Source organism: Novosphingobium sp. PC22D (assembly GCF_002556635.1).
Lineage (GTDB): Bacteria > Pseudomonadota > Alphaproteobacteria > Sphingomonadales > Sphingomonadaceae > Novosphingobium.
In genome coordinates this window covers 16,895-42,488 of the sequence record NZ_MWMO01000005.1, presented here as the reverse complement: position 1 = coordinate 42,488, position 25,594 = coordinate 16,895, and the positions used below count along the sequence as shown (strand labels likewise).

20 protein-coding genes and 1 pseudogene are annotated in these 25,594 nt (G+C 67.3%); 14 read left to right on the top strand and 7 right to left on the bottom strand.

What is annotated here, in order from left to right:
- Nucleotides 1-20: 20 nt before the first annotated feature.
- Nucleotides 21-1,250, bottom strand: coding sequence for a hypothetical protein (locus B2G71_RS09895; RefSeq protein ID WP_141521542.1), 1,230 nt, complete (start codon nucleotides 1,248-1,250; stop codon nucleotides 21-23).
- A gap of 120 nt (nucleotides 1,251-1,370) precedes the next feature.
- Between B2G71_RS09895 and queF the strand changes: the two genes are divergently transcribed.
- The gene (gene queF / locus B2G71_RS09890) at nucleotides 1,371-1,832 is read left to right on the top strand and encodes a preQ(1) synthase (protein WP_098105611.1); all 462 of its coding nucleotides are present in this window, start codon (nucleotides 1,371-1,373) and stop codon (nucleotides 1,830-1,832) included.
- Here queF and B2G71_RS09885 read toward each other — a convergent pair.
- Both B2G71_RS09885 and B2G71_RS09880 read right to left on the bottom strand, forming a co-directional pair.
- Complete coding sequence (locus B2G71_RS09885; protein WP_098105610.1) at nucleotides 1,829-2,095, bottom strand: hypothetical protein; 267 nt, start codon at nucleotides 2,093-2,095, stop codon at nucleotides 1,829-1,831. The two genes, queF and B2G71_RS09885, sit on opposite strands and share 4 nt — an antisense overlap.
- A gap of 90 nt (nucleotides 2,096-2,185) precedes the next feature.
- Nucleotides 2,186-3,073 carry an SDR family oxidoreductase gene (locus B2G71_RS09880; protein WP_098105609.1) on the bottom strand — a complete coding sequence of 296 codons (888 nt, stop codon included), beginning with the start codon at nucleotides 3,071-3,073 and terminating at the stop codon, nucleotides 2,186-2,188.
- 87 nt (nucleotides 3,074-3,160) lie between these two features.
- On the opposite strand from B2G71_RS09880, the pseudogene B2G71_RS24820 reads away from it, so the two are divergent.
- From B2G71_RS24820 to B2G71_RS09865, 4 genes and pseudogenes are all read left to right on the top strand, one after another.
- Nucleotides 3,161-3,505, top strand: a pseudogene (locus tag B2G71_RS24820) (GNAT family N-acetyltransferase); the annotation flags it as partial.
- 551 nt (nucleotides 3,506-4,056) lie between these two features.
- Complete coding sequence (locus B2G71_RS24495; RefSeq protein ID WP_346426936.1) at nucleotides 4,057-4,701, top strand: nitrilase-related carbon-nitrogen hydrolase; 645 nt, start codon at nucleotides 4,057-4,059, stop codon at nucleotides 4,699-4,701.
- 194 nt (nucleotides 4,702-4,895) lie between these two features.
- Nucleotides 4,896-6,680, top strand: a complete 1,785-nt coding sequence (locus B2G71_RS09870) for an SLC13 family permease (protein WP_098105608.1) — start codon at nucleotides 4,896-4,898, stop codon at nucleotides 6,678-6,680.
- 92 nt (nucleotides 6,681-6,772) lie between these two features.
- On the top strand, nucleotides 6,773-8,140 hold the full coding sequence (locus tag B2G71_RS09865; protein ID WP_098105607.1) for a sulfotransferase: 1,368 nt from the start codon (nucleotides 6,773-6,775) through the stop codon (nucleotides 8,138-8,140).
- Between the two features lie 7 nt (nucleotides 8,141-8,147).
- Here the strand turns inward: B2G71_RS09865 and B2G71_RS09860 are convergent, their stop codons facing one another.
- Nucleotides 8,148-9,458, bottom strand: coding sequence for an HD-GYP domain-containing protein (locus B2G71_RS09860; protein ID WP_240530089.1), 1,311 nt, complete (start codon nucleotides 9,456-9,458; stop codon nucleotides 8,148-8,150).
- Between the two features lie 367 nt (nucleotides 9,459-9,825).
- Here B2G71_RS09860 and B2G71_RS09855 point away from each other — a divergent pair, with 367 nt between their 5' ends.
- From B2G71_RS09855 to B2G71_RS09845, 3 genes are all read left to right on the top strand, one after another.
- Complete coding sequence (locus B2G71_RS09855) at nucleotides 9,826-11,181, top strand: GntP family permease (protein ID WP_098105605.1); 1,356 nt, start codon at nucleotides 9,826-9,828, stop codon at nucleotides 11,179-11,181.
- An 83-nt stretch (nucleotides 11,182-11,264) separates the two neighbouring features.
- The gene (locus tag B2G71_RS09850) at nucleotides 11,265-11,972 is read left to right on the top strand and encodes a GntR family transcriptional regulator (protein WP_098105604.1); all 708 of its coding nucleotides are present in this window, start codon (nucleotides 11,265-11,267) and stop codon (nucleotides 11,970-11,972) included.
- Nucleotides 11,973-12,067: 95 nt separating this feature from the next.
- The gene (locus tag B2G71_RS09845; protein ID WP_098105603.1) at nucleotides 12,068-12,487 is read left to right on the top strand and encodes a heme-binding protein; all 420 of its coding nucleotides are present in this window, start codon (nucleotides 12,068-12,070) and stop codon (nucleotides 12,485-12,487) included.
- Nucleotides 12,488-12,499: 12 nt separating this feature from the next.
- Here the strand turns inward: B2G71_RS09845 and B2G71_RS09840 are convergent, their stop codons facing one another.
- Nucleotides 12,500-13,423: an SMP-30/gluconolactonase/LRE family protein gene (locus B2G71_RS09840; RefSeq protein ID WP_098105602.1), complete on the bottom strand. Its 924-nt coding sequence runs from the start codon at nucleotides 13,421-13,423 to the stop codon at nucleotides 12,500-12,502.
- A gap of 112 nt (nucleotides 13,424-13,535) precedes the next feature.
- Between B2G71_RS09840 and B2G71_RS09835 the strand changes: the two genes are divergently transcribed.
- Nucleotides 13,536-14,492: an NAD(P)-dependent oxidoreductase gene (locus B2G71_RS09835; RefSeq protein WP_098105601.1), complete on the top strand. Its 957-nt coding sequence runs from the start codon at nucleotides 13,536-13,538 to the stop codon at nucleotides 14,490-14,492.
- Nucleotides 14,489-15,208: a 4-carboxy-4-hydroxy-2-oxoadipate aldolase/oxaloacetate decarboxylase gene (locus B2G71_RS09830; protein WP_098105600.1), complete on the top strand. Its 720-nt coding sequence runs from the start codon at nucleotides 14,489-14,491 to the stop codon at nucleotides 15,206-15,208. Before B2G71_RS09835 ends, B2G71_RS09830 begins: the two co-directional genes overlap by 4 nt.
- A gap of 18 nt (nucleotides 15,209-15,226) precedes the next feature.
- Here the strand turns inward: B2G71_RS09830 and B2G71_RS09825 are convergent, their stop codons facing one another.
- On the bottom strand, nucleotides 15,227-16,960 hold the full coding sequence (locus B2G71_RS09825; protein WP_098105805.1) for a DUF389 domain-containing protein: 1,734 nt from the start codon (nucleotides 16,958-16,960) through the stop codon (nucleotides 15,227-15,229).
- 17 nt (nucleotides 16,961-16,977) lie between these two features.
- Nucleotides 16,978-18,261, bottom strand: a complete 1,284-nt coding sequence (locus B2G71_RS09820; protein WP_098105599.1) for a sodium:proton antiporter — start codon at nucleotides 18,259-18,261, stop codon at nucleotides 16,978-16,980.
- Between the two features lie 193 nt (nucleotides 18,262-18,454).
- Between B2G71_RS09820 and B2G71_RS09815 the strand changes: the two genes are divergently transcribed.
- The 4 genes from B2G71_RS09815 to glgB all read left to right on the top strand — a co-directional run bounded on the left by B2G71_RS09815 (nucleotide 18,455) and on the right by glgB (nucleotide 25,594).
- Nucleotides 18,455-19,465 (top strand): NAD-dependent epimerase/dehydratase family protein, encoded by a 1,011-nt coding sequence (locus B2G71_RS09815; RefSeq protein ID WP_098105598.1) that lies wholly within the window; start codon nucleotides 18,455-18,457, stop codon nucleotides 19,463-19,465.
- 59 nt (nucleotides 19,466-19,524) lie between these two features.
- Nucleotides 19,525-20,835: a UDP-glucose/GDP-mannose dehydrogenase family protein gene (locus tag B2G71_RS09810; protein WP_098105597.1), complete on the top strand. Its 1,311-nt coding sequence runs from the start codon at nucleotides 19,525-19,527 to the stop codon at nucleotides 20,833-20,835.
- Nucleotides 20,836-21,062: 227 nt separating this feature from the next.
- Nucleotides 21,063-23,444 carry a glycogen/starch/alpha-glucan phosphorylase gene (locus tag B2G71_RS09805; protein WP_098105596.1) on the top strand — a complete coding sequence of 794 codons (2,382 nt, stop codon included), beginning with the start codon at nucleotides 21,063-21,065 and terminating at the stop codon, nucleotides 23,442-23,444.
- A complete protein-coding gene (glgB, locus tag B2G71_RS09800; RefSeq protein ID WP_098105595.1) occupies nucleotides 23,441-25,594 on the top strand; it encodes a 1,4-alpha-glucan branching protein GlgB in 2,154 nt (717 codons plus the stop codon). Before B2G71_RS09805 ends, glgB begins: the two co-directional genes overlap by 4 nt.

Here is a 25,594-nt window from a genome sequence, read left to right as displayed (position 1 = left end):
CCGCGGTTGCAGCCCTCAGCTTAGCCAGCCGCGCGCACGGGGTCGAGGCCCAACCAGCGCCCGGTTTCGATCTCGCGGGCGGCGACGTCATTGAAAAGGCGCGGCATGTCGGCGCAGATCGGGCCGAGGACTTCGCCCGGACCGGGAGTGCCCACGGTGTAGATACGCGGCGCCGCGTTGCCGTCGGCGCTTACCAGGCGGAACCGCGCGAGCGGGACGAAGAACCCGTGTTTGCCCTTGCGGAAGCCGAGCACCTGGTCGAGCGGCAGGCGAAGTTCGCCAGCCAGGACCTGCGATGCGCCCGGCGCCAGGCTTGCGAGGCTATGCTTGTGTTCGAGGTCGGCGCTGTCGGGCGAAAGCTGCGCGCGGCTGTCTAGCGAGCGGTGCGCGGTGATGAGGTCGCCGCGCACCTCGATCGGTCCCAGCGGTTCGGGCGCGTCGTTGGCGAGCGACAGGCGGTAGGCGATCGTGGCGTAGGCGAGCGAGATCCGCAGGTTGACCGGCTCGAAGCTGACCGAGAGTCCGCATGCCGTGCTCGCGCGGTCGGGTGTTGCGGCGGGTCTCGATGGGGGCGGGGCGGCGGGCTTTCGTTGGACTGCGGGCGGCAGCGCCGCTGGCGCGGCCGGGGTTGGCGCTGCCGCTGGCGGGGCCCGATCGTCGGCGTCGCGCGGGGCTGATTTACTCTGCTTGCGCCGCTGGGCGAGGAGCAGACCGGCGGCGGCAATCACCGCGAGGATCGCGGCCAGGGCGGCCCAGAGCCACGGCGTGCCGTCCGAGGCCGCAGGCGCGGCGAGCGCTCCGCCCGCTTCCGGAGAGGCTTGCCCGGGGCTTGCCGGCGTGGCCGCCGGCGTCTCCGAGCTCGGTTGCGGAGCGGGCGGCGCCGCCGCCGCTGCCCCGGTCGCTGTGGAAGCGGAAGGGGTGGGCGCCGGTGGTCTTGCGGCGGGCGACGGCGCGGCGCGCGTGGCGCGGGCCGAGGGGCGCGGCGATGCTTCGGCGGATTCGGTGATGACCGGAAGCGGCGTGATGGTCGGCGGCGCGCTCGGTTGCGCCGTGGGCGTGCCGCCCGGGGCGGAAGGGCGTGTGCGGAAAGGATTTTCGGGGTCGACCGGCCCCTGCGTGCGCGAGGTCGGTGTCGGCGTGGGGGCCGGCGGCAACTGGAAATCGGTGACCGCATCCTGCGCCGAGGCAACATGCGGCAAGGCCACCGCCGCGACGAGCGCGAGAAGCACTGCGTTACCGGATCTTGCCATGCGAACCAACATTTCCCCGCTTTCGATCCCCATTCGGCGGCCCGGCTGAACCGGGTCTTAATCCGCTTGCCCGCCTGCGCCCGCTTGTCTCGCGCGCGCGTTCGCGGCATGGGGCGTGCCATGAGCGACGATCCGCTACAGCCGCTGCACCTGGGCCGCAACAGCGCGCTTCCCCCAAGCCCCGAAGACGCGCGGCTCGATTACGTGCCCAACCCGCGCGCGGGCGAGCTTTACATGATCCGGTTCGCGGCGCCGGAGTTCACCTCGCTGTGCCCGGTGACCGGCCAGCCCGACTTCGCGCATCTCGTGATCGATTATGCGCCGGGCGAAACGATCGTCGAATCGAAAAGTCTCAAGCTGTTCCTCGGGGCGTTTCGCAACCACTGCGGCTTTCACGAGGACGTGACGGTCGGGATCGGCCGCCGCCTCTTCGACGAGATGGCGCCGCGCTGGCTGCGCATCGGAGGCTACTGGTATCCGCGCGGCGGCATTCCCATCGACGTGTTCTGGCAATCGGGCGCTCCGCCCGAGGCGCTGTGGCTTCCCGATCAGGGCGTCGCCTCGTATCGCGGCCGGGGCTAGTCGGCGCTGGCGTAGGCCTGCGGGCTTTTGGTGAGATCGACCTGCCCCTTGCCCATCGCGACCAGCTCGCCGCGCGTCATGCACTGGGCGAAGACGCTCGGATAATCGGACGAAAGCGCCTCGTGGCTGCCCAGCGCATCGTTTTGCGAGGCCATGCATTCGACGCGCGACTGATAGGTCGTCGCGGGTCCCTGCAGACGCTCGCAGATCGTGCCGTCGTCCGTACAACCGAATAGTGCCAAGGCGTAGACCAGTCCGCTCATCTTTCCATCGTCCCTTTCATGCGAACCAACGTTTCCGGGACGGAATGTTTCCCGGATTCCCGCATGAGGGGCCGAGCGAGCCTTCGCGGTTCAGCGATTCAGCAGGGCGAGCGTTCCGCCCAGCGGGGCCGGCATGAAGCCGTCACCGCCCGGCCAATCGAGAAAGCCCCAAGAGGCGCTGGTGCCGCCGTCGACGTGCAGCGTCTGCCCCGTGATCGCCTGTGCCATGTCGCTGACCAGGAATAGCATCCCGTCGATCACGGCCTCGACGCTGGGCGCGCGTTTTTGCGGAACGTAGAATTCGATCGCCTTGGCCAGAGCCTCGGGGCCGAGGCGGGCGAGCCGCTCGAAATCCTCCGGCGCGAGCGCCGCGTTCGAGGCGCGGGCCGGGCTGGTGTCGCTCGCGAGGCAGTTCACCCGGATCATGTCCGCGCCCAGCTCCACGGCGAGCGCGCGCGAGAAGTTGGTCGTCGCGGCCTTGGCGCCCGCGTAGACGGCGAAGCTGGCGGCGCCGCGATGGGCTTCGATGGTGGTAAAATTGACGATCGAGCCGCTCTCGCCGCTGGCGCGAAGCAGCGGCAGCGCGCGGTGGCACGACTGGACGATGTAATCGTAGTTCATCCGGATGTCGCGTGCGTGGAGGGCACGCGTGCTCGTCTCGAACAGGCCGCGCTCGACGAGCCCGGCGACGTGGACGAGTATGTCGACCCGCCCGGTTTCGCTCGCCACCGCGTCCCAGAACGCATCGAGCGAGGCTTCGTCGGCCACATCGGCGTAATGGGCGCTGATCCGTCCGCCCAGCGCCTCGACCTCGCCGGTGATGGCGGCCAGCCCTTCGCGGTCGTTGTCGCAGGCGATGACGCGCACGCCCTCGCGGACGAGCCCAAGCGTCGCGCCGCGTCCCATGTGCCCGGCGCAGCCGCCGACGACGACGGCGACCTTGCCCGACAGGGCCTCATGCGCTTGTCTCAATCCCATCGCGTCTCTCTCCTGCCTGTCTGTTTTATGCACGCGTGCGTCCATCGGGGGACTGGAACCGCCCGCCGGGCCGCGTATTAGCAACTCATGGCCCAATCCAAAGCAAAGCTTCTCATCCGTCAGGCCCAGCTTGCCGACGTCGCCGCGCTCGCGCGGCTATCGAACAAGGTCTACGGCACCGCCGAAGCCTTCACCCGCGCCGAATTGCGCGGCCAGATCAACAATTTTCCCGAAGGGCAGTTCGTCGCCGAGTACGAAGGCAAGATCGTCGGCCATTGCGCCACGATGATCGTCAGCGCCGAAATGGCGTTCCGGCCGCACTCGTGGGAAGCGATCAGTGCCGGCGGCTATGGCCGCGTTCCGGCCGACGACGGCGAAGTGCTCTACGGCTTCGAAGTCTGCGTCGATCCCGACTATCGGCGCCTGCGCATCGGCCAGCGACTCTACAAGAAGCGCAAGGAGCTTTGCCAGGATTTCGAGCTACAGGGCATCGCCTTCGCCGGCAGGATGCCCGGCTACGCGCGCAAGAAGCGCAAGTACCCCAACCCGGCCGACTACCTCGACGCCGTCGTGCAGATGCGCGAGAAGGACCAGGTCATCAATTTCCAGATGAACGAGGGCTACGAGCCGCGCGGCATCCTGCCCGACTATATCCCGACCGACAAGGAAAGCGGCGGCAATGCCGTGCTGATGTATTGGCCCAATCCGCTCGCGCCGCGCGACACGGGCAAGGCGGTCCCGGGGCTGAAGGAACGGCTGCCCTCCACGGTGCGCGTCGCGACCGTCCAGTGGATGATGCGCGGGATCAAGTCGATCGACGAGTTCGAGCAGCAGGTCGAATACTGGATTGACGTCGCTTCCGACTACAACGCCGACTTCGTGCTGTTTCCCGAGCTGTTCACGCTCGAACTGCTCTCGATCGAGCAGACCAAGCTCGGCCCCGTCGAGGCGATCGACAAGATCGCGGACTATACCAACCGCTTCTGCAAGTTCATGGAGCGGATGGCGGTCAGCTACAACATCAACATCATCGGCGGTTCGCATCCGACCCGGGTCGAAAAGGGCGAGATCCGCAACATCAGCTACATTTTCCTGCGCGACGGTTCGACCCACACCCAGGAAAAGCTGCACCGACCCCTTCGGAGCGGCGCTGGTGGAACATCCAGGGCGGCTACGGCGCGAGCATGATCCCGACCGACTGCGGCCCGATCGGGGTGATGATCTGCTACGACAGCGAGTTTCCCGAGATCGCGCGCCACCTCGTGAACCAGGGCGCGCTGCTGCTGTTCGTGCCGTTCTGCACCGACGAGCGGCGCGGCTATCTGCGCGTGCGCTACTGCTGCCATGCCCGCGCGGTCGAGAACCAGTGCTACGTCGTCACCTCGGGGGTGGTCGGCAACCTGCCCAACGTCGAGAACATGGACATCCACTATGCCGAAAGCGCGGTGCTGACGCCGTCCGATTTCCCCTTCGCGCGCGACGGGGTCGCGGCCGATACCGCGCCCAATACCGAGACGATCGCCATCGCCGACCTTTCGATCGACGACCTGCTCACCAGCCGCCAGTCCGGCGCGGTGCAGAACCTGCGCGATCGCCGCTTCGATCTCTACCGGGTGGACTGGAACTGATCGCGCGGACCGGGCGCGGCTTTTCGTGCAGCGAGGCAATGTCGGGCGGGTGCCCAGGCCGGGGCGGCAAGCTTCCGACTGATGTCGGGAGCGCACCGGCCGCACCGGCCGCTGCATTTTTTCGCATCTGAGCAAGGGCTTCGACGCAGTCTTGCGATTGCCGCGACCCCGGCGCACCGCTAGACGCATCTGCGATGTTCGCCGCGCCGTCCCCGCACGCCCTGATCGCCATGCTGATTGCCGTGGCGATGTTCTACGGTTTTGCCAGCGGTCGGCTGCGCGTGGAGATCGTCTCGCTCCTGACGATCGGGGCGATCGCGCTGTCGCTCTACGTCTATCCCATGGCGGACGACGACAAGTACGCCGGGCTCGAACTCGCCTTCCAGGGCTTCGGCCACTACGCGCTGGTCACGATCTGCTCGCTGATGATCCTCGGGCGGGGCCTCGTCGTCACCGGTTCGCTCGATCCGGCGGCGCGGGCGCTCCATGGCGTATGGCGACGCAACAAGTCGCTCGGGCTGCTGGTGACGCTCGTGCTGTGCCTGTTCATGAGCATGGTCATCAACGACACGCCCGTGCTCGTGCTGATGATCCCGATCATGGCGCAGATCGCGCAGCGCGGCGGCATGGCGGAATCGAAGACGCTGATCCCCGTCAACGCCGCGATCCTGATCGGCGGCATGTCGACGACGATCGGCACTTCGACGAACCTGCTCGTGGTCTCGATCGCACAGGACCTCGGTCTGCGCTCGATGACGGTGTTTCACTTCACCCCGATCGTGCTGTGCGCGGCGCTGGTGGCGCTGCCGTACATGTGGCTGGTGATGCCGCGCCTTCTGCCCGACAACTCGGTCGCGGTGGCGCCCGAGACGCGCATGTTCATCGGCAAGCTGCGCGTCGACGCGGCCTCACCGGTGCAGGGCAAGACGATCGAGGAATTGCGCGGCACGCTGCCGGAAGGCGTCAAGGCCTGGCTTCCCGCGTCCGCGGGCGGCAATGTCGGGCGCCGCGTCTTCCTTGAAGGAACCTACGACGGCCTCAAGGAGACCGCGCGGGTGCTCGCCTCGCATCTCGCGCCGTCCTGGCTGCTCGACCGCCTACGCCGCAACGCCGGCAACGACGGCCAGGATGTGATCGTCGTCGAAATGATCATCGCGCCCGACAGCCGCCTGATCGGCCTCAATCCGCGGACCGCCGGGCTGGCGGGCGTCGCGCTGCTCGGCGTGCATCACGCGCACCAGCCGCTGCGCGATCCGCGCCCGCGCACGCCCGACGCGCCGATGGCCGAAGGCGACGTGCTCCTCGCGATGGGCGCGCCCGACGACCTGCACAAGTTCGCGACCAATGACGGCCTGCTGATGCTCGAGGGCGGGCAGGAGGTCGCCCGCTCGACCAAGGCCCCGCTCGCGCTTGCGATCATGATCGGCTCGGTCGGTCTCGCCAGCCTCGGCTTCGTGCCGATCGCGATTTCCGCGCTGGCGGGCGCGATCCTGATGTTCGCCACCGGCTGCGTGCGCTTCGAACGTGTCGGACGCGCTCTTTCGGCCGAGGTTATCGTCCTCGTCGCCGCGAGTATCGCGCTGGGCAACTTCATCCTCGTGTCCGGGGCCGCGAGCTGGTTGGGCGGGCTGATGGCGATGGGATTGAAGTACCTGCCGCCCGAGGCCGTGCTGGCTACGATCATGCTGTTCGTGACCGCGCTCACCAACTTCGCCTCGAACACCACAGCCGCGGCCGTCGGCACGCCGATCGCCTTCAACATCGCGCAGACGCTGGGCCTGCCCGCCGAGCCGCTGGTCCTCGCTGTCCTGTTCGGCTGCAACTTATGCTACGCGACGCCGGTGGCCTACCAGACCAACATGATGATCCTGTCCGAGGGCGACTACGTCTTCAAGGACTACATCCGCTCGGGCCTGCCGCTGGTCGGGATCATGGTCGTCGCGCTGTCGGTCCTGCTTGTGATCTTCTACGGAATCTGACTTCGTGACGGGGCAACTGTTGCAAATTGGGGGGTTGTCACCCCGCCGGCTCTCCGGAACAATCGGTATCAGCAACAGTTTTTCCGGATGGCATGAATTCAGCAACGACGCTTTCACAACGGTCGCGGCTCGTCGATGCGGCGAACCGGGCTCTTCCGCTCTGCTGGAAGACCGGAGTCCTGCCCAGGCCTGAATTCGATGCCGATGCGATCTGCCGGACAATGCGCGAGGAGACCGGCCTCGACGATTTCGGAGACGAATGGTTCCGTGAGCCGCTGGACGTGCTCGCCGCTTCGTTGCGCGACGAAGCGAAACTGAACGCGGTCGGCAAGTTCGGCGCGATCGGCCAGATCCGCAAGGTGCTCAAGGAGCGGCTTTACGCGCAGCACTGGTTCGATGCCCATCCCGAGATCCTCGAACGCTCGCTGGCGCGGCCGATCGTCGTCGTGGGACCGATGCGCTCGGGCACGACGCGGCTGCATCGCCTCCTTGCCGCCGACGATCGTTTCGCCCACTTGCGCCTGTTCGAGACGATCTCGCCAGCGCCGAGCCCGCACAAGTTCAGGCCGCGCGGCGCCGATCGCCGCTGGCTCGCGGCCTCGGCGATCGTCGGTATGGTCCACCGCTTCAATCCCAACACCGCGCGGATTCATCCCACCGCCCCGTTCGAGCCCGAAGAGGAACTCGGCCTGCTCGTCGCCTCGATGTGGGGCATGAAGCACGAGGCGCAGTGGAACGTGCCGAGCTATGGCCGCTGGGCCGAGGAACAGGACGCGACGCCCGCCTACGAGCACCTCGCGCGGCTGCTCAAGCTCGCCGGCTGGCTCCGCGGCGAGGATGACAGCCGCCCTTGGGTGCTCAAGACCCCGCAGCACATGCTCGACCTTCCGGCGCTGCTGAAGGTCTTCCCCGACGCGCGGATCGTCTTCACCCACCGCCAGCCCGAGGCTGTTGTCGGCTCGAGCTGCTCGCTGGTCTGGAACCAGATGATCATTCACTCCGACCAGGTCGAGGCGGAGCGCATCGGCCGCGAATGGCTGCGCAAGACCGACTTGCAGATCGAACGGATGCGCGCCGCGCGCAAGCGCATCGCCCGAAGCCAGCGCATCGACGTGCGTTACGAGGACGTCGAGCGCGACTGGCTGGGGGTGATGCGCCGCATCTACGCGTTTCTCGATCTCGACATCGAGCCCGCGCTGCCTGCCATGTCGGACTATGTCACGCGCGCGCGACGCAGCCTCATCCGCAGGCCGCATCGATACGACCTCGCATCGTTCGGGATCGACGAGGAACGGGTCAGCGAACGCTTCGCGAGCTATGCGGAAGCTTTCGCGCTCGGCGAGGACTCGCCCGCGCCGACTTCGCCGATACTGTTGCCGGTCGCCGACCGTGAGGAGCCCACCGTGCCGCCGGGGATTCTGAGCGAACCCGCCAGGATCGCCGCGGCATCGCGCCGCTGAGAGGCGCTCAGCCGACGCTGCGCAACGCGGCGCTCATCAGCGATTCGCGCAGCTTGCCGGGTGACGGCAGGTCGAGCCCCTCGAGATCGGCCACACCGACAATCGCATCGGCGCCGAAGCATGAGGAGAGAGCGATCGTCTCCGCGCCCACGTGGCGGCCGCGTTCGAGCGAATAGAAGGCGCGGACCGTCGGCAGGTGGGGCGCGGTGGGGTCCTGGTCGACGACCATCGCCAGCCGGCCCGAGCGCAGCGTGACGAACGAGCCGACCGGGTAGACGCCCAAGGTCTCGACGAACCGTTCGAGGATCGCCGTATCGAAGCGCGCGCTTTGCGCCTGCATGCGTTCGATCGCGCTGGCGGGATCGAGACCAACGCCGTCGATCGCGCCGCAAAGGTAGTGATCATAGGCGTTGCAGATCGCCGCCATGCGCGAGAACAGGTCGATCTCGTTGCCGACCAGGCCCTTGGGAAAGCCGCTGCCGTCCATGGCCTCGTGATGGTTTAGCGCGACACGCATGACTGTCTCCGAGATCGCGTCAGAGGCGCGCAGGAGATCGTGCCCGAGATAGGTGTGGCGGTCCCACAAGTCGCGGTCGACGCTGTCGTAGCGGCCTTCGTGCTGCTGCAGGTCGACGTCGAGCCGCGCGACGCCCACGTCCATCAGCAGCCCCGCCATGCCTGCCTCCCGCGTGTCGCTGGGGCTGAGCTTCATCTGTCGCGCGAGAGAGATCATCATCGCGCTCACCGACAGCGCGTGGCGGTAGGCGATCTCCTGGTCCTGCTTGCAGCGCATCAGGCTGCTGAACGCGTAGGGATTGCGCTGGATCGAGGCGTAAATGTCCTCGACCACGGGTTCGACTTCCGCGATTCCCGGTACATTGCCGAGGCGCGCCTGGAGGAACACACGGCTGATCACTTTGCGCGCCTTGCCGTGGACGAGCTTGGCGTTGCCGAATTCGCGTGTGAACGGCACCGGACCGGAAGTCCCCCGCTTCGAGCTGAACGCGGCGGACTTGATGCTGGCGGGTCGCGCGGGCTGCGGCCGCGGCGGCGAAGGCGGCTGGGGGCGGCCGTGAAGGCCGATCCGGGGCGATACCTCGGTCTTCGCGGGCGCCTCTTCGCAAGCCTCGGTGACGTCGCGGCCGCGGCGCAGATCGATCACCACCGCATCGAGCGCGCTTTCGCGCAGCGTTGCGAGGTCACCCGCGTCATTGAGCAGGAACCGTGATTTCCAGAAAGGATGCGAGAACCAGCTCCCCTCCAGATTGTGGACGAACATGCCCAGTTCGACTTTAGCGGGAGAAATCCGTTTCAGCACTGTCAGCGTCCCAAGTCCTAGTGCTGGCGCTATGCACGGAACTTGCTCGCGACCGCGTTATCCGGCTCGACCGGAAAAACCACTAACGCCGGCCAATCATCCGAAAACCATAGTTTCCCTCGCGGTCGCGAGGGGCCGTCTTCGCACGACCGCCGCCGTCCTGCGGTGGCGGGACCAGGCCGTGCGCGCGGGCTACTGTCTCATCGTCCAGCCTGCGCGCCGCGCCCTGTCTCGGTAGGTGAGTTGCACCCTGGCGGCGGGAACGGGTAGGCCGACGGGGCGAGACGGGAATCGACTTTGCCGGAGCCGCCGTGCAAGGGCGTGGTCGAACGCTCGATGTGGCGCGACGCGGGAAGGGGACACGGACTTGATCAGCGCGATTGGACTGCTTGGCGCGCTTGCCTTGCTGATCTGGATGACGGTCAAGGGCGTGAACATCCTCATCGCCGGGCCTGTCGCGGCCGCCGTGGTCGCCGCGACGAGCGGGCTGGCCTGGCTCCCGCCGCTCGCGGGCGAGGGCGCGCCGGATTTCGCGACGGCCTACATGAACGGTTTCACGGGCTTCTTCGGCGACTGGTTCCTGATGTTCCTGCTCGGCGCGATCTTCGGCGAGGTGATGGGCGCGAGCGGAGCAGCCGCCAGCGTCGCGCGCTGGATCGTCGACAGGATCGGCATCCGCCACGCGGTGCTCGCGGTGGTCGCGGCCTGCGCGGTGCTGACCTACGGCGGCGTGTCGGTCTTCATCGTCGGCTTCGCGGTCTATCCGCTGGCGGTGCACTTGTTCCGCGAGGCCGACCTGCCGCGCCGATTCATTCCGGGCGCGTTGTGCTTTGGTTCGGTCACCTTCACGATGACCAGCGCGGGTTCGCCCGAGATCCAGAACCTGATCCCGATGCAGTACCTCGGCACGACCGCCTATGCCGGCTGGCAAGTGAGCCTGCTCGTCGCCGTTTTCATGGCGGTGACCGGCTACTTCCTGCTCGACCGCATGGTGCGGCGCGCGGTCGCCGCGGGCGAGCGCTTCAAGCCGCACGCCTCAGACGACGTGGTCGAGGAAGACCGCGTCCTGCCCAACCCGCTGCTCTGCCTGCTGCCGCTGCTGGCGGTGCTCGCGGTGTTCATGATCTTCCAGTATCCGCAGGCGCTCGGCCCCCTCTCGGCGGTGATGCCCGGGCAAAGCATGGGCAAGTGGGCGTTGGTCCTGGCGCTCGGCGTCGGCACCCTGCTGGCGGTGCTGGTCGGCCTGCGTTCGCGCGATGCGATGCCGGGCGCGTTCTCGCGTGGAGCGACGGGCGCCGTGGTGGCGATCACCAACACTTGCGCCGTGGTCGGCTTCGGCGCGGTCTCGTCGCTGTCGCCCGCCTTTCAGGCCGCCCTCGATGCCGTGCAGAACCTGCCGGGCGACCCGCTGATCGGCGCGGCGGTCGCCGTCACCGTGATCGCCGGGCTCACCGGCTCGGCCTCGGGCGGACAGACGATCGCGCTGCCGCTGCTGGCGCCGGGCTATCTCGCGGCGGGCGCGGACCCGTCCGAACTGCACCGCACCGTCGCCATTGCCAGCGGCGCGCTCGATAGCCTGCCGCACAACGGCTATGTCGTGACCACGATCCGCGCGATCTGCGGCGAGACGCACAAGGATGCCTATCCCGCAGTGGGCCTGCTCACCGTCGTCGTCCCGATCATCGGTCTCGCGATCGCGATCGGCCTGTTCGTGGTGACCTGAGCGATCGGAACCATCCGCGGGCGATTTGGCGAAGTCGCGCGTTGCCGGTATTGGTGGGCGATGCGCACTAGCCCGAGGACGCGATGACCAAGCACCAGCCCGCCGTCGCCAGCCAGCGCGTCGCCGACATTCTCGCGGAGCGCATCCTGTCCGGACGGCTCGCGCCCGGCGAGCGGATCAAGCAGGACGAACTCGCCGAGGAGCTCGATACGAGCCGCATTCCGGTGCGCGACGCCTTGCGCATGCTCGAGGCGCGCGGTCTGGTGACGATGCGTGCCAACGCCGGCGCGCGGGTCACCGCGCTGACCAACCGCGATCTCGAGATCTCCTACGAAATCCGCGAGCGGATCGAGCCGCTGCTGCTTGCCGAAAGCATCCCCAACCTGACCGACGAGGACTTCGCCGAAATGCGCGCGATCCTCGACCGGAACCGCACCGTCACCGACCTCGACGAGGCGATCGCGCTGGGGCGCGAATTCCACTGGGTCAGCTATCGCCGTCACGATACGCCGCTGCTCGCGCAGATCGTCGAGCGCGTCTGGGACACGACCCAGAGCTATCGCCGCGCCTACCTGAAGCTCGTCTTCAAGGGTTCCAGCCGCACGCACGACACCGAGCACGAGCTTATGTACGATGCGATCACGCGCCGCGAGATCGGCACGGCGCAGGCCGCGCTGGTCATGCATATCCGGCGTACCCGCATCGGCCTCGTGCGCTACGGTCATCTCCTCGCCGAGGACGCGAACGGGGAAGCGGCGCTCCTCGCGGGGGCGCTGGATCTCGCGCAGTAAGGACCGAAGGCAGGCATTCCGGCTTGCTGGCGTAGGGCCGACCTGCCTATGGGGCCTCCCGGAAAAGACCCAGCCACAGCGAGAGGATAGCGACCATGATCACCCTGGACCAGGCCCGGACCATCATTGCCGGCACGCGGGCCAAGGGCCGCTCGCTCGGCCTCGCTCCGCTCACTGTCGTGGTGCTCGACGCGGGCGGGCACGTCGTGGCGATGGAGCGCGAGGACGGCGCGTCCTATGGCCGGCCCGAAATCGCGACCGGCAAGGCGGCGGGCGCGCTGGCGATGGGCGTGCCGAGCCGCAAGCTGGGCGAGATGGCGGCGGAGCGGCCGCAGTTCCTCGCGGCGCTGAGCGTCGCCTGGGAGGGCAAGCTGATCCCGGCGGCGGGCGGCGTGCTCGTCAAGGATTCGGCCGGGACGCTGCTCGGCGCCGTCGGCGTCACCGGCGACCTGTCGGACAAGGACGAGGAAGCCGCGCTTGCCGGAATCGCCGAGGCCGGCCTCGCGACCGGCTGAGCGGTCGCGGGGCTAGACCCGCGCCCCGCGGATCGCTCTTCCGGGAACGGGCATCTCGGTCCGGTAGACCGTGCCGGTACTCGATTCGGTGAAATAGAGCCACTTGTTGCCCGGTCCCCCGTAGACCGCGTTGGTGGTGTAGCGGCCCTCGGGCACGTCGATCCGCAGCATCGGCTCGCCGCGATTGCTGAACAGCCACACCGCGCCGAAGCCGACGTGGCACACGACGAGGTTGTCGTCCTCGTCGATCGTCAGCCCATCGGGGCCCGAGCCCCCCGATAGCTGGATGTAGGTGCCGACCTTGCTGACCACCGCGCCGTCCATCACCAATGGCACGCGCCAGACCGCGTTGGCGCGGGTGACGGCGAGGAACAACGCGGTCTCGGCCTTGTTGAGCACGAGGCCGTTGGGACTGGGGATCTTGTCGAGCATCAGTTCGAGCCGGCCGCTGCCGGCCTTCACCCGGAACAGCCGGCCATTGGGATTGTGCCAGCCGGACTGGCCCTGATCGGTGAACCAGATGTCGCCGTTGCTCGCGATGGTCAGGTCGTTGCAGCCGAGGAAGGGTTCGAGCAGGTAGCGGTCGAACCAGGGTTCGGCCTTGCCGGTCGCCGGATCGCAGATCACCATGCCGAGGTGATGGTCGGCGACGAGCAGGCGCCCGTCGGCGAGGAACTTCATGCCGTTGGGCTGGCCTGCGTATTCGAACGCGACCTCGCAGCGGCCCTGCGGGTCGATCCGGAACAGTCGCCCCCAGGGAATGTCGGTCACCCACAGGTTGCCCTCGGCATCGAAGACCGGACCTTCGAGGAAGACCGGCGCGGCGGCGCCGTGGAGCTGCACTTGCGCCCACTCGGTCGTCTCGCCGTGCCGACGGAACGCGTCGGGGATGCGGCAAAAGACCTCGGCCTCGACGGCGGGGGGCGCTGCGAACATGGTTTTTCTCCTCTCCGGCTATGGCCCTTGCCCTAATCGCTGTTGACCGGGGCGCAAAGACCTTTCACCACGGCGACGCACAGATCGTATACATCTGGCTTGGGAGAGAGGCGTGAGCGCGCGCGAACTGGTCTGCATCATCGATCCGATTCATCCGGCGGGCATGGACGCGATCGCGGGGTCGCACGAGATCATCGCGGCGGACGGCTGGCAGCGCCACCCGCGCCTTGCCGAGACCACCGTGATCGTGATCCGCACGAGCGAACTCGGCGCCGGAATATTCGGAAAAATGCCCCGTTTGAAGGCGATCGTGAAGCACGGTGCGGGGGTGGACAACATCGATATTGCGGCCGCGACCGCGCAGCGCGTGCTCGTTGCCAATACCCCCGGCGGCAACAATTCGACCGCCGTCGCGGAAGGCGCGGTGGCGATGATGCTGGCGCTGCTGCGACAATTGCGCGAGATGGACGCACTCGTGCGCGCCGACCGCTGGGACGAGCGCTGGCGTATCCGATTGGGCGACCTGACGGGTGCGCGGGTCGGCCTGATCGGCTTCGGCCGGATCGCGCGCTGCGTCGCCCGGATCTGCGGTGCGGGCTTCGCCGCCGAAGTCGCCGCCTACGATCCGATGGTGGACGACGACGCAGTTCGCGCCGAGGGCGTCCTGCCGATGACGCTCGACGAAGTGCTGCGCCGCGACGTGATCTCGATCCACACCCCGCTCACCGATGCGACGCGCAATCTCGTTGGCGCGCGCGAACTGGCGCTGATGCACGAGAAGGCGATCCTGGTGAACTGCTCGCGCGGCGGCATCGTCGACGAAGCGGCGCTAGCCGAGGCGCTGCGGGCGCGGCGCATCGGCGGCGCGGGCATCGACGTGTTCGCGGCCGAGCCGCCGCCCGCCGACCATCCGCTCTTCGGCCTGCCGAACTGCCTGCTCTCGCCGCACGTCGCGGGCGTGACCGAGGCTGGCATGAAGGACATGGCGCTCCACGTGGCGCGCGTGATCGACACCATTCACGCAGGCGAAGTGCCCGCGACCCTGCTCAATCCGGAGGCCTTGCCATGAACCCGACCAAGTCCGTCATCTACACGAAGATCCCGCGTCCCGATCCCGCGCTCGTCGCCCGCGCGGCGAGCTTCGGCGTTGCCGATCTGCACGAGGGTCTGGGCGAGATCGCCGGGCGCATGGGCCTGCTCTCACCCGCGATGCGGCCGATCGCGACGGGTCAGAAGGTCTGCGGCCCCGCCGTCACCGCGTGGAACTTTCCCGGCGACAATCTCGCGATCCACGCCGCGCTCAACGTTGCCGAGGCGGGCGACGTGCTGGTGCTCACCAACGGCGGCGGCCATCAGGGCGCGCTGTGGGGCGACGTTGCCTGCAACTTCGCGGTGAAGAAGGGGCTTGCGGGCGCGGTCGTCCACGGCGCGACGCGCGATACCGATGCGATCCGCGACCTGGGCTTCCCGGTCTGGTCGACCGCGGTCTCGGTCGAACACCCCAAGAAGCGCGGGCCCGCAGCGGTCAATGTGCCGGTCGTCGTCGACAACGTGCGCGTGGAGCCGGGCGATCTGGTCTGCGGCGATGGCGACGGCGTGCTGGTGATCCCCTTCGGCCTGATCGAAACCGCTGTCACCAATGCCGAAGCGCGCGCCGCCAAGGAAGTCGGCTTCCGCGAGCGGATCGCGCAAGGCGAAGTCCTGTTCGACATCCTCGGGATGCGCCAGATCGTCTCGGACCTGGAAATTCCGGTCAGGGACTGCACCTGGCGCGACGACGGCTGAGGCGCGCCCAAGGGCGTTCTACCGCTCTGCGGCCTCGCTCGCCTGCGCGGCCGCCGCTTCCGCTTCGCGCCGGGCCGCGGCGGCCGCTGCCTCCTGCGAGGGGCTGGGCGGATAGATCCGCAGCCGCGCGACCGGCGGCGGCGTCTCCTCGTCGCCGTCCTCGTCGGAAGTGCTGTCGTCTTCGGCCTGCGAGGTGCTTGCCAGAAAGCTTGCTTCCACGCCTATGTTGGCGAGCGCGCCGAGCAGGCCGGCCTGCGCTTCCGTCCTCCGGCCCTCGATCGTCACTCGGCTCATGCCCCACCGCCGCAGCGCCCATACCGCGAGCTGCGGCGTGACCGCGCCTTCGGGCGCCAGCGCGGGATCTCCGAGGGCAACCGTGAGCTGCGCCTGCGGCGGCGGCACGATGCGGACGGTCCACTTGACGTCGTCGTCCATGCGCGAGGCAGTCTCGATCGCGCGATAGTCGGCAAGCGTCCAGCCGGGCGCGGGCACGGGCTCGACATAGACGAGGCGCTGGGCGCGATCCGACCAAAGCGAGCGTGTCGGCAGGCCGATGCTCTGTCGCACGCGGTCGATCGGCGGGACGTCGGCGGCGATGCCGGCGGCCGTGCGCTCCATCGCGGCATCGACCATGGCCCGCGTCCGCGACTGCCAGTCGGCCGCCATGACCTGCTGGAGATTGATGCGAACCTCGCGCCCCAGGGCCGACTTGAGCCTGGCCTCGGCATCGCTCGCGGCGTTGGTGGTGTAGCCGGGCGCGATCACCAGCGCATCGACGCTTGGCTCCTCGAACAGCGGGGTCGAAACGTCGATCTGGGCGATCGTCGCGTCCTTGCCGCACGCCTGCCGGATGGCGCTGGTCGCCGCGGTCCGGATCGCCGCTTCGCGCGACAGCTTGAGCAGCGTCATCGACAAGGGCGTCGCCAGCAGCAGGAAGACGAGCGCGAAGGCCGCGATATAGCGCGGCGTCCATTCCACCTTGAACAGGGGCCGGGCGACACCCGCCAGCCGCGCGACGAGCGCGAAGGCGAAGGTGATCGCGGCGAGGTTGGTGAGGAACAGCAGCAGCGCGCCGAGCGCGAAACGGATCTGCAGCACGCCGATGCCGTAGCCGAGCACCGCGAGCGGCGGCATCAGCGCGGTCGCGATGGCCACGCCGATCGCGGTGCCGCCCTTGCCGATTACCGTGGCATAGCCGCCGGCGATGCCGGAAAACAGCGCGACCGCGAGATCGAGCAGCGTCGGCTGGGTGCGCGCCAGGATCTCGGGCGTGGCGTTTCGGATCGGGCTGAGCCAGGTGATCAGCACGCCGGTCATGATTCCGATCCCCGCCCCGATCGCGACGACCCGGGCGGCGTCCTTTATCCGGTGGCCGTCGATCGAGGCGAAGCCGAAGCCGAGCGCGGCGATCGGGCTCATCAGCGGCGAGATCAGCATCGCGCCGATCACGACGGCGGTCGAGGACTGGAGCAGGCCGAGCGCGGCGATGCCGGCCGAGAGCGCGCACATCAGGATATAGCCGCGCGTGAGGCGACCGTCCTTGCGCACCGCTTCGCGCAGGTCGTAGGCTTGATCGAAGGTGAAGTTGGGCAGCAGCACCAGCCGCGCGAACTTGATGCGCAGGAATCGCAGCCAGGCGCCCAGCTTCGAGACTTGCGGCGGCTTCCACTCTTCCTCCGCGACAGGCGGTTGATCGCCTAGGAGGCGGCCAGCTTCGGCCTCGGTCGCCGCCGTGGTCGTCGGCTTTTGCATGTCGAGCGAGTTTTCCTTCACGGCTCGATACCGCCGGGGCTGTCGAGCTCGTTGCGCGCCTTGATCCGGGCGATCAGCCAGCCGATGCTGCCGCCCTGCACGACGACCGCGAAGAGAACGACGAAATAGGTCGCGACGAGCAGTTCGGTGCGGATCTCGCTGTCGGGAAGCGAGAGCGCCAGCGCGATCGAGATGCCGCCGCGCAGGCCGCCCCACAGCAGCGTGGGAAAAGCCAGCGGCCCCATGTCGATCATCCGCTTCATCGCCTTGAGCGGGACGCCGACAGAGATCGCACGCGCGGCGAGCACGATCAGGATCGCGCCGATGCCGGCGGCGACGTAGCGCGCTTCGAAGGCAAGCGCGATCACCTCGAGACCGATCAGCAGGAACAGCACCGCGTTCAGGATCTCGTCGATCAGCGCCCAGAACTTGATCACGTAGTCGCGGGTGGTGTCGCTCATCGCATGCGCGACGCCGGCGTTGCCGATCATCAGCCCGGCGACCGCCATCGCCACCGGCCCGCTGACGTGGAGCGCAAGTGCGAGCGAATAGCCGCCCATCACGGTCGCCAGCGAGATCATCGCCTCGATGTTGTATTCATCGATCGAGTGCATCGCCTTGAACGCGATCCAGCCCGCGACGAGCCCGAGCACCGCCCCGCCAATCGCCTCGCGGCCGAAATCGGCTGCGGCATGCGCCAGACTGAACTCCTCGGCGCCGACGGCGATCGAGATGAGAATGCCGAAGACGACGACGCCCACGCCGTCGTTGAACAGGCTCTCGCCCGCGACCGTGGCCTGAAGCGTATCGGGCATCGCCGCGCGCTTCATCACGGCCATGACCGCCACCGGGTCGGTCGGACTGATCAGCGCGCCGAACACCAGGCACCAGACGAGCGGCACCGGCGCGCCGACGAGCAGGGTCAGATAATGGAAGGCGAAGCCGACGATCGCGGTCGAGATCATTACCCCGATCGTGCTGAAGAACAGGATCGGCCAGGCGCCCTTGCGCATATGCGACCAGTCGACGTGCATCGCGCCGGCGAACAGCAGGAAGGAGAGCATGCCTTCCATCAGCGTCGTGCTGAAATCGATGTCCGTGAGAAAGCCGCCGAGGGTTTCGGACAGCGTGCTCGAGGGCACGATATGGTCGTAGACGATCACCAGCAGTGAGGCGAGGGTGCCCATCACGGTGAGGCCGACGGTCGACGGCAGCTTGAGGACGCGATAGTTCAGATAGCCGAGACCGGCGGCGAGGACGATGAGGATGGCGGCCGCATCGAAGGCGTTGAGCTCGTGCATGAGCCAGGCTTTAGCGCGGCTTTTCGGCGCTGCCTAGGCGACGCCGGCCTCCCGCGCCGGACGGATGCGGCGTGGCGGGAGCGCGCTTGACAGGCACGCGCGCATCTCACAATTCGCGGGCGCCGCGGCAGTCTCCGGATCGAAGGTCCATTCGGTCATTGCCCCCTGCGCGCCAGACGGGAGCCCAACTCGTATGACCAGCCAGCCAATCGTCGTCGTCACCGGGGTCGCCGGCTTCATCGGATCAGCCGTCTCCGAGGCGCTGATGACGAAAGGGCGCAAGGTCGTGGGCGTGGACAACCTCAACGACTATTATTCGGTGGAGCTCAAACGCGCACGGCTCGATCGAATTCAGAGCCGATTCGGAGATAGTTTCCACTTCGAGCAACTCGATTTCTCGGATGCGGCGGCGCTCACCCGCGCGTTTGTCCCCTTCGAGATCGAATCGATCGTTCATCTCGGGGCGCAGGCAGGCGTGCGCTATTCGCTCGAGAACCCGCAGGCCTACGTCCAGTCCAATCTCGCCGGCCACGTCAACATGCTCGAACTCGCCCGCGCGCGCGGTGTGGGGCACATGGTCTATGCCAGCTCGAGCTCGGTCTACGGCGGCAACCAGAAGGTGCCGTTCTCGGTCGACGACCGCACCGACAATCCGGTCTCGCTCTACGCGGCGACCAAGCGCGCCGACGAACTGATGAGCGAGACTTACGCGCACTTGTTCCGCATCCCACTGACGGGACTGCGTTTCTTCACCGTCTACGGCCCCTGGGGGCGGCCCGACATGGCGATGTGGAAGTTCGCCGAGCGCATCCTCTCCGGGCGACCGATCGAGGTCTACAACAACGGGGACATGTACCGCGACTTCACCTACATCGACGATATCGTCGCCGGCGTCGTCGCCTGTCTCGAGCGGCCGCCGCGCGACGATGGCCAAATGAAGCCGGGCGGCAGCGTGAAGCCGCACGCCCTCTACAACATCGGCAACCACCGCAGCGAACACCTCATGCGCTTGATCGCGGTGCTAGAGGAGGCGTGCGGCCGAAAGGCCGAGATGCGCATGATGCCGATGCAGCCCGGCGACGTCCAACGCACCTTTGCGGATATCGACGCGCTCAGCCGCGATACGGGCTATGCGCCGACCACGGCCATCGAGGAAGGTGTTCCGAAATTCGTGAATTGGTTCCGAAACTACACGGGTTCGTGATTTTCTTCGCGCGCTTTGGTGGCTAGAAGCCCTTTCGCAGGTGCAGCAATGGAGATGCTATGAAGATCGCGATGGTGGGTTCGGGCTACGTGGGCCTCGTGTCCGGCGCATGCTTCGCCGATTTCGGCCACGATGTCGTTTGCATCGACAAGGATCAGTCCAAGATTGACCGCCTGCATGCGGGCGTCATGCCGATCTACGAGCCGGGCCTCGACGCGCTTGTCGAAGCCAACGCGAAGGCGGGGCGGCTGACCTTCACCACCGATCTGGCCGAGGGTATCGACGGCGCCGATGCGATCTTCATCGCCGTGGGCACGCCCTCGCGCCGCGGCGACGGCCATGCCGACCTCTCGTTCGTCTATGCCGTGGCCCGCGAGGTCGGCGAGGCGCTGACGGGCGACGCGGTCGTCGTCACCAAGTCGACGGTTCCGGTCGGCACTGGCGACGAAGTGGAGCGAATCATCGCCGATAGCGGCACGCCGCACAAGGTCGCGGTCGTCTCGAACCCGGAGTTTCTGCGCGAAGGCGCGGCCATCGGCGACTTCAAGCGGCCCGACCGCATCGTCATCGGCGCCGAGGATGATTTCGGCCGCGAAGTGATGCGCGAGGTCTATCGGCCGCTGTTTCTCAATGAATCGCCGATCCTGTTCACCTCGCGTCGCTCGGCCGAGGTGATCAAGTACGCCGCCAACGCCTTCCTCGCGACGAAGATCACCTTCATCAACGAGATGGCGGACTTGTGCGAGAAGGTCGGCGGCAACGTCCAGGACGTGGCGCGGGGCATCGGTCTCGATGGCCGGATCGGCAGCAAGTTTCTCCATGCCGGGCCCGGTTACGGCGGTTCGTGCTTTCCCAAGGACACGCTGGCGCTGCTCAAGACGGCGGAGGACTACGAGAGCCCGCTGCGTATCATCGAGGCGGTGGTCAAGGTCAACGACAGCCGCAAGCGCGCGATGGGCCGCAAGGTGATCGAGGCGCTGGGCGGACAGGACGCGGCGCGCGGCAAGCGGGTCGCGCTGCTGGGCCTGACCTTCAAGCCGAATACCGACGACATGCGCGATTCGCCCGCGATCGCCGTCGCGCAGACGCTGATCGACGCCGGTGTCTCGGTTGCCGCCTACGATCCCGAGGGCATGGAGCTTGCCCGTCCGTTGATGCCCGATGTCGAGATGACCGAAGGCGTCTACGAGGCGATCGACGGTGCGGACGTGGTCGTCATCGTCACCGAGTGGGACGCGTTCCGCGCCCTCGATCTCGCCAAGGTGAAGCAGCTTGCGAAAAGCCGGGTGCTGGTCGATCTGCGCAACATCTACGATCCCGACGACGTGCGGCAGGCGGGATTCAGCTATGTCTCGGTGGGGCGCTCCTGATCGCCGGGACGAAGGCTGGCGCAAAATTTATGCGGCAGTGCACAAACGCACTTGCGGCGAGGCGCATCCGCGAATAGCCATGATTACCTGGGCATAAGGCAGTCGGTGAGGGAGGCGCTCGGAGCCTCTGGGCGCTGACCTCGGGCCGCTCGCGCTGTCGCGCGGCGGCCGCACTATCGGGAGTTCGCGGCGTGGCTACTACTTCCGCTTCCAGCAAGATCGAAGAGATGGACGCGCGCATCATCGACGTGCTGCGCCACCGCGTCGGCAAGGACGAACGCGCGGCCAAGGAGCACGACTGGTACAATGCCGCGATTCTCGCCTTGCGCGACGAGGTCATCGACCGCTGGATCGGATCGACCCGGCGGACGTACGAGGCGGGCGACAAGCGGGTCTACTATCTCTCGATGGAGTTCCTGATCGGTCGCCTGCTGCGCGATGCGATCTCCAATCTCGGACTGACCGAGGTGATGGAAGGCGCGCTCGGCAAGCACGACCTCGAACTCGCCGCGCTCGAGGAACTGGAACCCGACGCCGCGCTCGGCAACGGCGGTCTCGGCCGCCTCGCCGCCTGCTTCATGGAGAGCCTGGCGACGCTCGACATTCCCGCTTACGGTTATGGCATCCGCTATGTGAACGGCATGTTCCGCCAGCGCATCGACGATGGCTGGCAGGTCGAACTCCCCGAAAACTGGCTCGCGCACGGCAACCCGTGGGAGTTCGAGCGGCGCGAAAGCGCCTACCTCATCGGCTTCGGCGGCGAAGTGAATCCCCAGGGCGACGGAGTCGTCTGGGTCCCGGCCGAGGAAATCGAGGCGACCGCCGTCGATACCCCGGTCGTCGGCTGGCGCGGCAAGCGCGTCAACACCCTGCGGCTCTGGACGGCTTCGGCGATCGATCCGATCAAGCTCGACGCCTTCAACGCGGGCGACCACATCGGCGCTCTCACCGAACAGATGCGCGCCGACAGCCTCGTGCGCGTGCTCTACCCCGCCGATTCGCACAAGGCGGGGCAGGAACTGCGGCTGCGGCAGGAGTATTTCTTCACCGCCGCCTCGATCCAGGACATCGTGCGCCGGCACGTCCAGTACGAGGGCGATATCCGCACGCTGTGCGACAAGGCGGCAATCCAGCTCAATGACACGCACCCCGCGATCGCCGTCGCCGAACTGACGCGGCTGCTGGTCGACGAACACGGGCTGGAATTCAACGAGGCCTGGGTTCTGACCCAGAAGACGGTCTCCTACACGAACCACACGCTTTTGCCCGAGGCGTTAGAGTCCTGGCCCCTGCCGATGTTCGAGCAGCTCTTGCCGCGGCACATGCAGCTCATCTACGCGATCAACAGCCGCGTCCTGCGCGAAGCGCGCAAGGCTGGTTTCGACGATGCGATGATCGCGGCGATCTCGCTGATCGACGAGGGCGGCGAGCGGCGCGTGCGCATGGCCAACCTCGCCTTTTCCGGCTCGCATTCGATCAACGGCGTGGCGGCGTTGCACACCGAGCTGATGAAGGAGACCGTCTTCGCCGATCTCCACAAGCTCTACCCGACACGGATCAACAACAAGACCAACGGCGTCACCCCGCGCCGCTGGCTGCAGCAATGCAATCCCGGACTGACCAGCGTCATCACGGAGGTGATCGGCGACGGCTTCCTCGACGATGCCGAAGAGCTTTCCGCGCTGAACGCCTTTGCCGACGACGCCGCGCTTTGCGATAAGGTCCGGGCGGTGAAGCGCGCCAACAAGGTCGCGCTCGCCGATCACATCAAGCGCACGATGGGCGTCCGGCTCGATCCCGACGCGCTGTTCGACGTCCAGATCAAGCGTATCCACGAATACAAGCGCCAGCTCCTCAACCTGGTCGAGACCGTGGCGCTCTACGATCAGATCCGCAGCCATCCCGAGCGTGACTGGGTGCCGCGGGTGAAGATCTTCGGCGGCAAGGCGGCGCCGAGCTATCACAACGCCAAGCTCGTCATCAAACTGGCCAACGATATCGCGCGGCGCATCAATTCCGACCCCTCCGTTGGCGGGCTGCTCAAGGTCGTGTTCGTGCCGAACTACAACGTGAGCTTCGCCGAGCGGATCATTCCGGCGGCGGATCTGTCCGAGCAGATCTCGACCGCGGGCATGGAGGCCTCGGGCACCGGCAACATGAAGTTCGCGCTCAACGGCGCGCTGACGATCGGCACGCTCGACGGCGCCAATATCGAGATCAAGGACAAGGTGGGCGACGACAACATCGTCATCTTCGGCCTGACCGCCGCCGAGGTCGCCGCGCGCCGCGCCGACGGCTACGATCCGCGCGCGGTGATCGAGGCATCGCTCGAGCTTTCCCAGGCGCTTTCGGCGATCGCGACGGGTGTCTTCTCGCCGGACGACCGCGATCGTTACGCCGATCTGATCGGCGGGATCTACGAGCGCGACTGGTTCATGCTCGCCGCCGATTTCGACGGCTATGCCGCCGCGCAGCGCACCGTCGACAAGCGATGGGAGGACCCCGCCGGGTGGTGCGCTTCGGCGATCCGCAACATTGCCAATGTGGGCTGGTTCTCCTCCGACAGGACCATCGCCGAATATGCGAAAGATATCTGGAAGGTCATGTGAAGCCGCCTCAAGAGGCCATTGACGCACTTCTGGAAGGCACGCACGCCGATCCCTTTTCCCTCCTCGGCATTCACGAGGCGCCCGGCGGCAGCTTCGCTCGCGCTATTCTGCCGGGCGCCGAGCAGGTGGAGGTCTTCTCGCTCGACGGGCGGCTGCTGGGTGCGCTCGAACCGGCCGACGAGCGCGGGCTGTTCGAAGGCGCGCTGCCGGGCAAGCCGGAACCCTTGCGCTATCGCTGCTCCGCCGGCGGCTACGACTGGCTGGTCACCGACCCCTATACGTTCGGCCCGGTGCTCGGCCCGATCGACGATCTGCTGATCGCGCAGGGCACGCACTTTCGACTGTTCGACAAGCTCGGCGCGCATGTGATCGAGCACGAGGGCACGAGCGGCGTGCATTTCGCGGTCTGGGCCCCGAATGCGCGGCTCGTCAGTCTCGTCGGCGATTTCAACGACTGGGATGCGCGCCGTCATCCGATGCGCAACCGCCGCGACATCGGCGTTTGGGAAATCTTCATTCCCGACATCGGCGAATACCGCACCTACAAGTTCCGCATCGTCGGGCCGGACGGGATGGTCCAGCCACTCAAGGCGGACCCCTTCGCCTTCGCCGCCGAGGTCCGCCCGCACACGGCATCGGTGACGATGCGTCCGGGCAAGCAGGACTGGGGCGATACGGGCCACCGCGAGCACTGGGCCTCGGTCGATGCGCGCCGCCAGCCGATCTCGATCTACGAGGTCCACGCCGGATCGTGGAACCGCGATCGCTGGAACTGGTACCTTAACTGGGACGACCTCGCCGACCGGCTCATCCCCTACGTCGTCGACATGGGCTTCACCCATATCGAGTTCCTGCCGGTCTCTGAGCACCCCTACGATCCCTCGTGGGGCTACCAGACGACCGGCCTGTTCGCCCCGTCCTCGCGCTTTGGCGAGCCCGCGGGCTTCGCCCGCTTCGTCGACGGCGCGCACCGTGCCGGGATCGGCGTGCTGGTCGACTGGGTGCCTGCTCACTTCCCGACCGACGAGCACGGGCTGATCCGCTTCGACGGCACCGCGCTCTACGAGCACGATGATCCCAGGCTCGGCTATCATCCCGACTGGAACACGCTGATCTACAATTTCGGACGGCGCGAGGTGATGAGCTTCCTCGTCAACAACGCGCTGTTCTGGGCCGAGCGCTACCATGTCGACGGGCTACGCGTCGATGCCGTGGCTTCGATGCTCTACCGCGATTATTCGCGCAAGGAAGGGGAGTGGGTTCCCAACCAGGAGGGCGGGCGCGAGAATTGGGAAGCGGTCGAGTTCCTGCGCGCGATGAACCGCGCGCTCTACGGCCAGCATCCGGGCGTAATGACCTTTGCCGAGGAATCGACCGCCTGGCCCGGGGTCACTCTGCCCGCGCACGAAGGCGGCCTCGGCTTCGGCTTCAAGTGGAACATGGGCTTCATGCACGATACGCTGGAGTACATGCGCCGCGAGCCGGTGCACCGGAAGTTTCATCATGAAGATATAACCTTCGGCCTGATGTACGCCTTCAACGAGAATTTCGTGCTGCCGCTCAGCCACGACGAGGTCGTGCACGGCAAGGGTTCGCTGCTCGCCAAGATGAGCGGCGACGACTGGCAGCAGTTCGCCAACCTGCGCGCCTACTACGGGCTGATGTGGGGCTATCCGGGCAAGAAGCTGCTGTTCATGGGCCAGGAATTCGCGCAGCGCCGCGAGTGGAGCGAGGATCGCCCGCTCGACTGGGAACTGCGCGAGGCCCCCGCGCACGAAGGCGTGCGCAATCTCGTGCGCGATCTCAACCGCTTCTACTGCCAGCGGCCGGCGCTGCATGCGCGCGACTGCGAGGGTGAGGGCTTTGAGTGGCTGATCGTCGATGACGCGCAGAACTCTGTCTTCGCCTGGCTGCGCAAGGCCCCCGGCGAAAAGCCCGTCGCGGTCGTGAGCAACATGACGCCGACCTTGCGGTCGCACTATCGCGTGCCGCTGCCGCACGACGGCGTGTGGCTCGAGCGGATCAACACCGACTCCACCAACTACGGCGGGAGCGGGCAAGGCAATTGGGGACGCGTCAAGGCCGAAGGCGGTGAGGCAAGCCTCACCCTGCCGCCGCTGGCGACGATTTTCCTCGAGTTCGGGGACTGA

Excerpts from the sequence above, each read along its gene's own strand:
- B2G71_RS09805 (WP_098105596.1), top strand. The coding sequence starts at position 21,063 with ATGGACGCGCGCATCATCGACGTGCTGCGCCACCGCGTCGGCAAGGAC.
- B2G71_RS09895 (WP_141521542.1), bottom strand. The coding sequence starts at position 1,250 with ATGGCAAGATCCGGTAACGCAGTGCTTCTCGCGCTCGTCGCGGCGGTG.
- B2G71_RS09840 (WP_098105602.1), bottom strand. The coding sequence starts at position 13,423 with ATGTTCGCAGCGCCCCCCGCCGTCGAGGCCGAGGTCTTTTGCCGCATC.
- B2G71_RS09850 (WP_098105604.1), top strand. The coding sequence starts at position 11,265 with ATGACCAAGCACCAGCCCGCCGTCGCCAGCCAGCGCGTCGCCGACATT.
- B2G71_RS09820 (WP_098105599.1), bottom strand. The coding sequence starts at position 18,261 with ATGCACGAGCTCAACGCCTTCGATGCGGCCGCCATCCTCATCGTCCTC.
- B2G71_RS09810 (WP_098105597.1), top strand. The coding sequence starts at position 19,525 with ATGAAGATCGCGATGGTGGGTTCGGGCTACGTGGGCCTCGTGTCCGGC.
- B2G71_RS09830 (WP_098105600.1), top strand. The coding sequence starts at position 14,489 with ATGAACCCGACCAAGTCCGTCATCTACACGAAGATCCCGCGTCCCGAT.
- B2G71_RS09825 (WP_098105805.1), bottom strand. The coding sequence starts at position 16,960 with ATGCAAAAGCCGACGACCACGGCGGCGACCGAGGCCGAAGCTGGCCGC.
- B2G71_RS09815 (WP_098105598.1), top strand. The coding sequence starts at position 18,455 with ATGACCAGCCAGCCAATCGTCGTCGTCACCGGGGTCGCCGGCTTCATC.
- B2G71_RS09865 (WP_098105607.1), top strand. The coding sequence starts at position 6,773 with ATGAATTCAGCAACGACGCTTTCACAACGGTCGCGGCTCGTCGATGCG.
- B2G71_RS09885 (WP_098105610.1), bottom strand. The coding sequence starts at position 2,095 with ATGAGCGGACTGGTCTACGCCTTGGCACTATTCGGTTGTACGGACGAC.
- queF (WP_098105611.1), top strand. The coding sequence starts at position 1,371 with ATGAGCGACGATCCGCTACAGCCGCTGCACCTGGGCCGCAACAGCGCG.
- B2G71_RS09880 (WP_098105609.1), bottom strand. The coding sequence starts at position 3,073 with ATGGGATTGAGACAAGCGCATGAGGCCCTGTCGGGCAAGGTCGCCGTC.
- B2G71_RS09870 (WP_098105608.1), top strand. The coding sequence starts at position 4,896 with ATGTTCGCCGCGCCGTCCCCGCACGCCCTGATCGCCATGCTGATTGCC.
- B2G71_RS09845 (WP_098105603.1), top strand. The coding sequence starts at position 12,068 with ATGATCACCCTGGACCAGGCCCGGACCATCATTGCCGGCACGCGGGCC.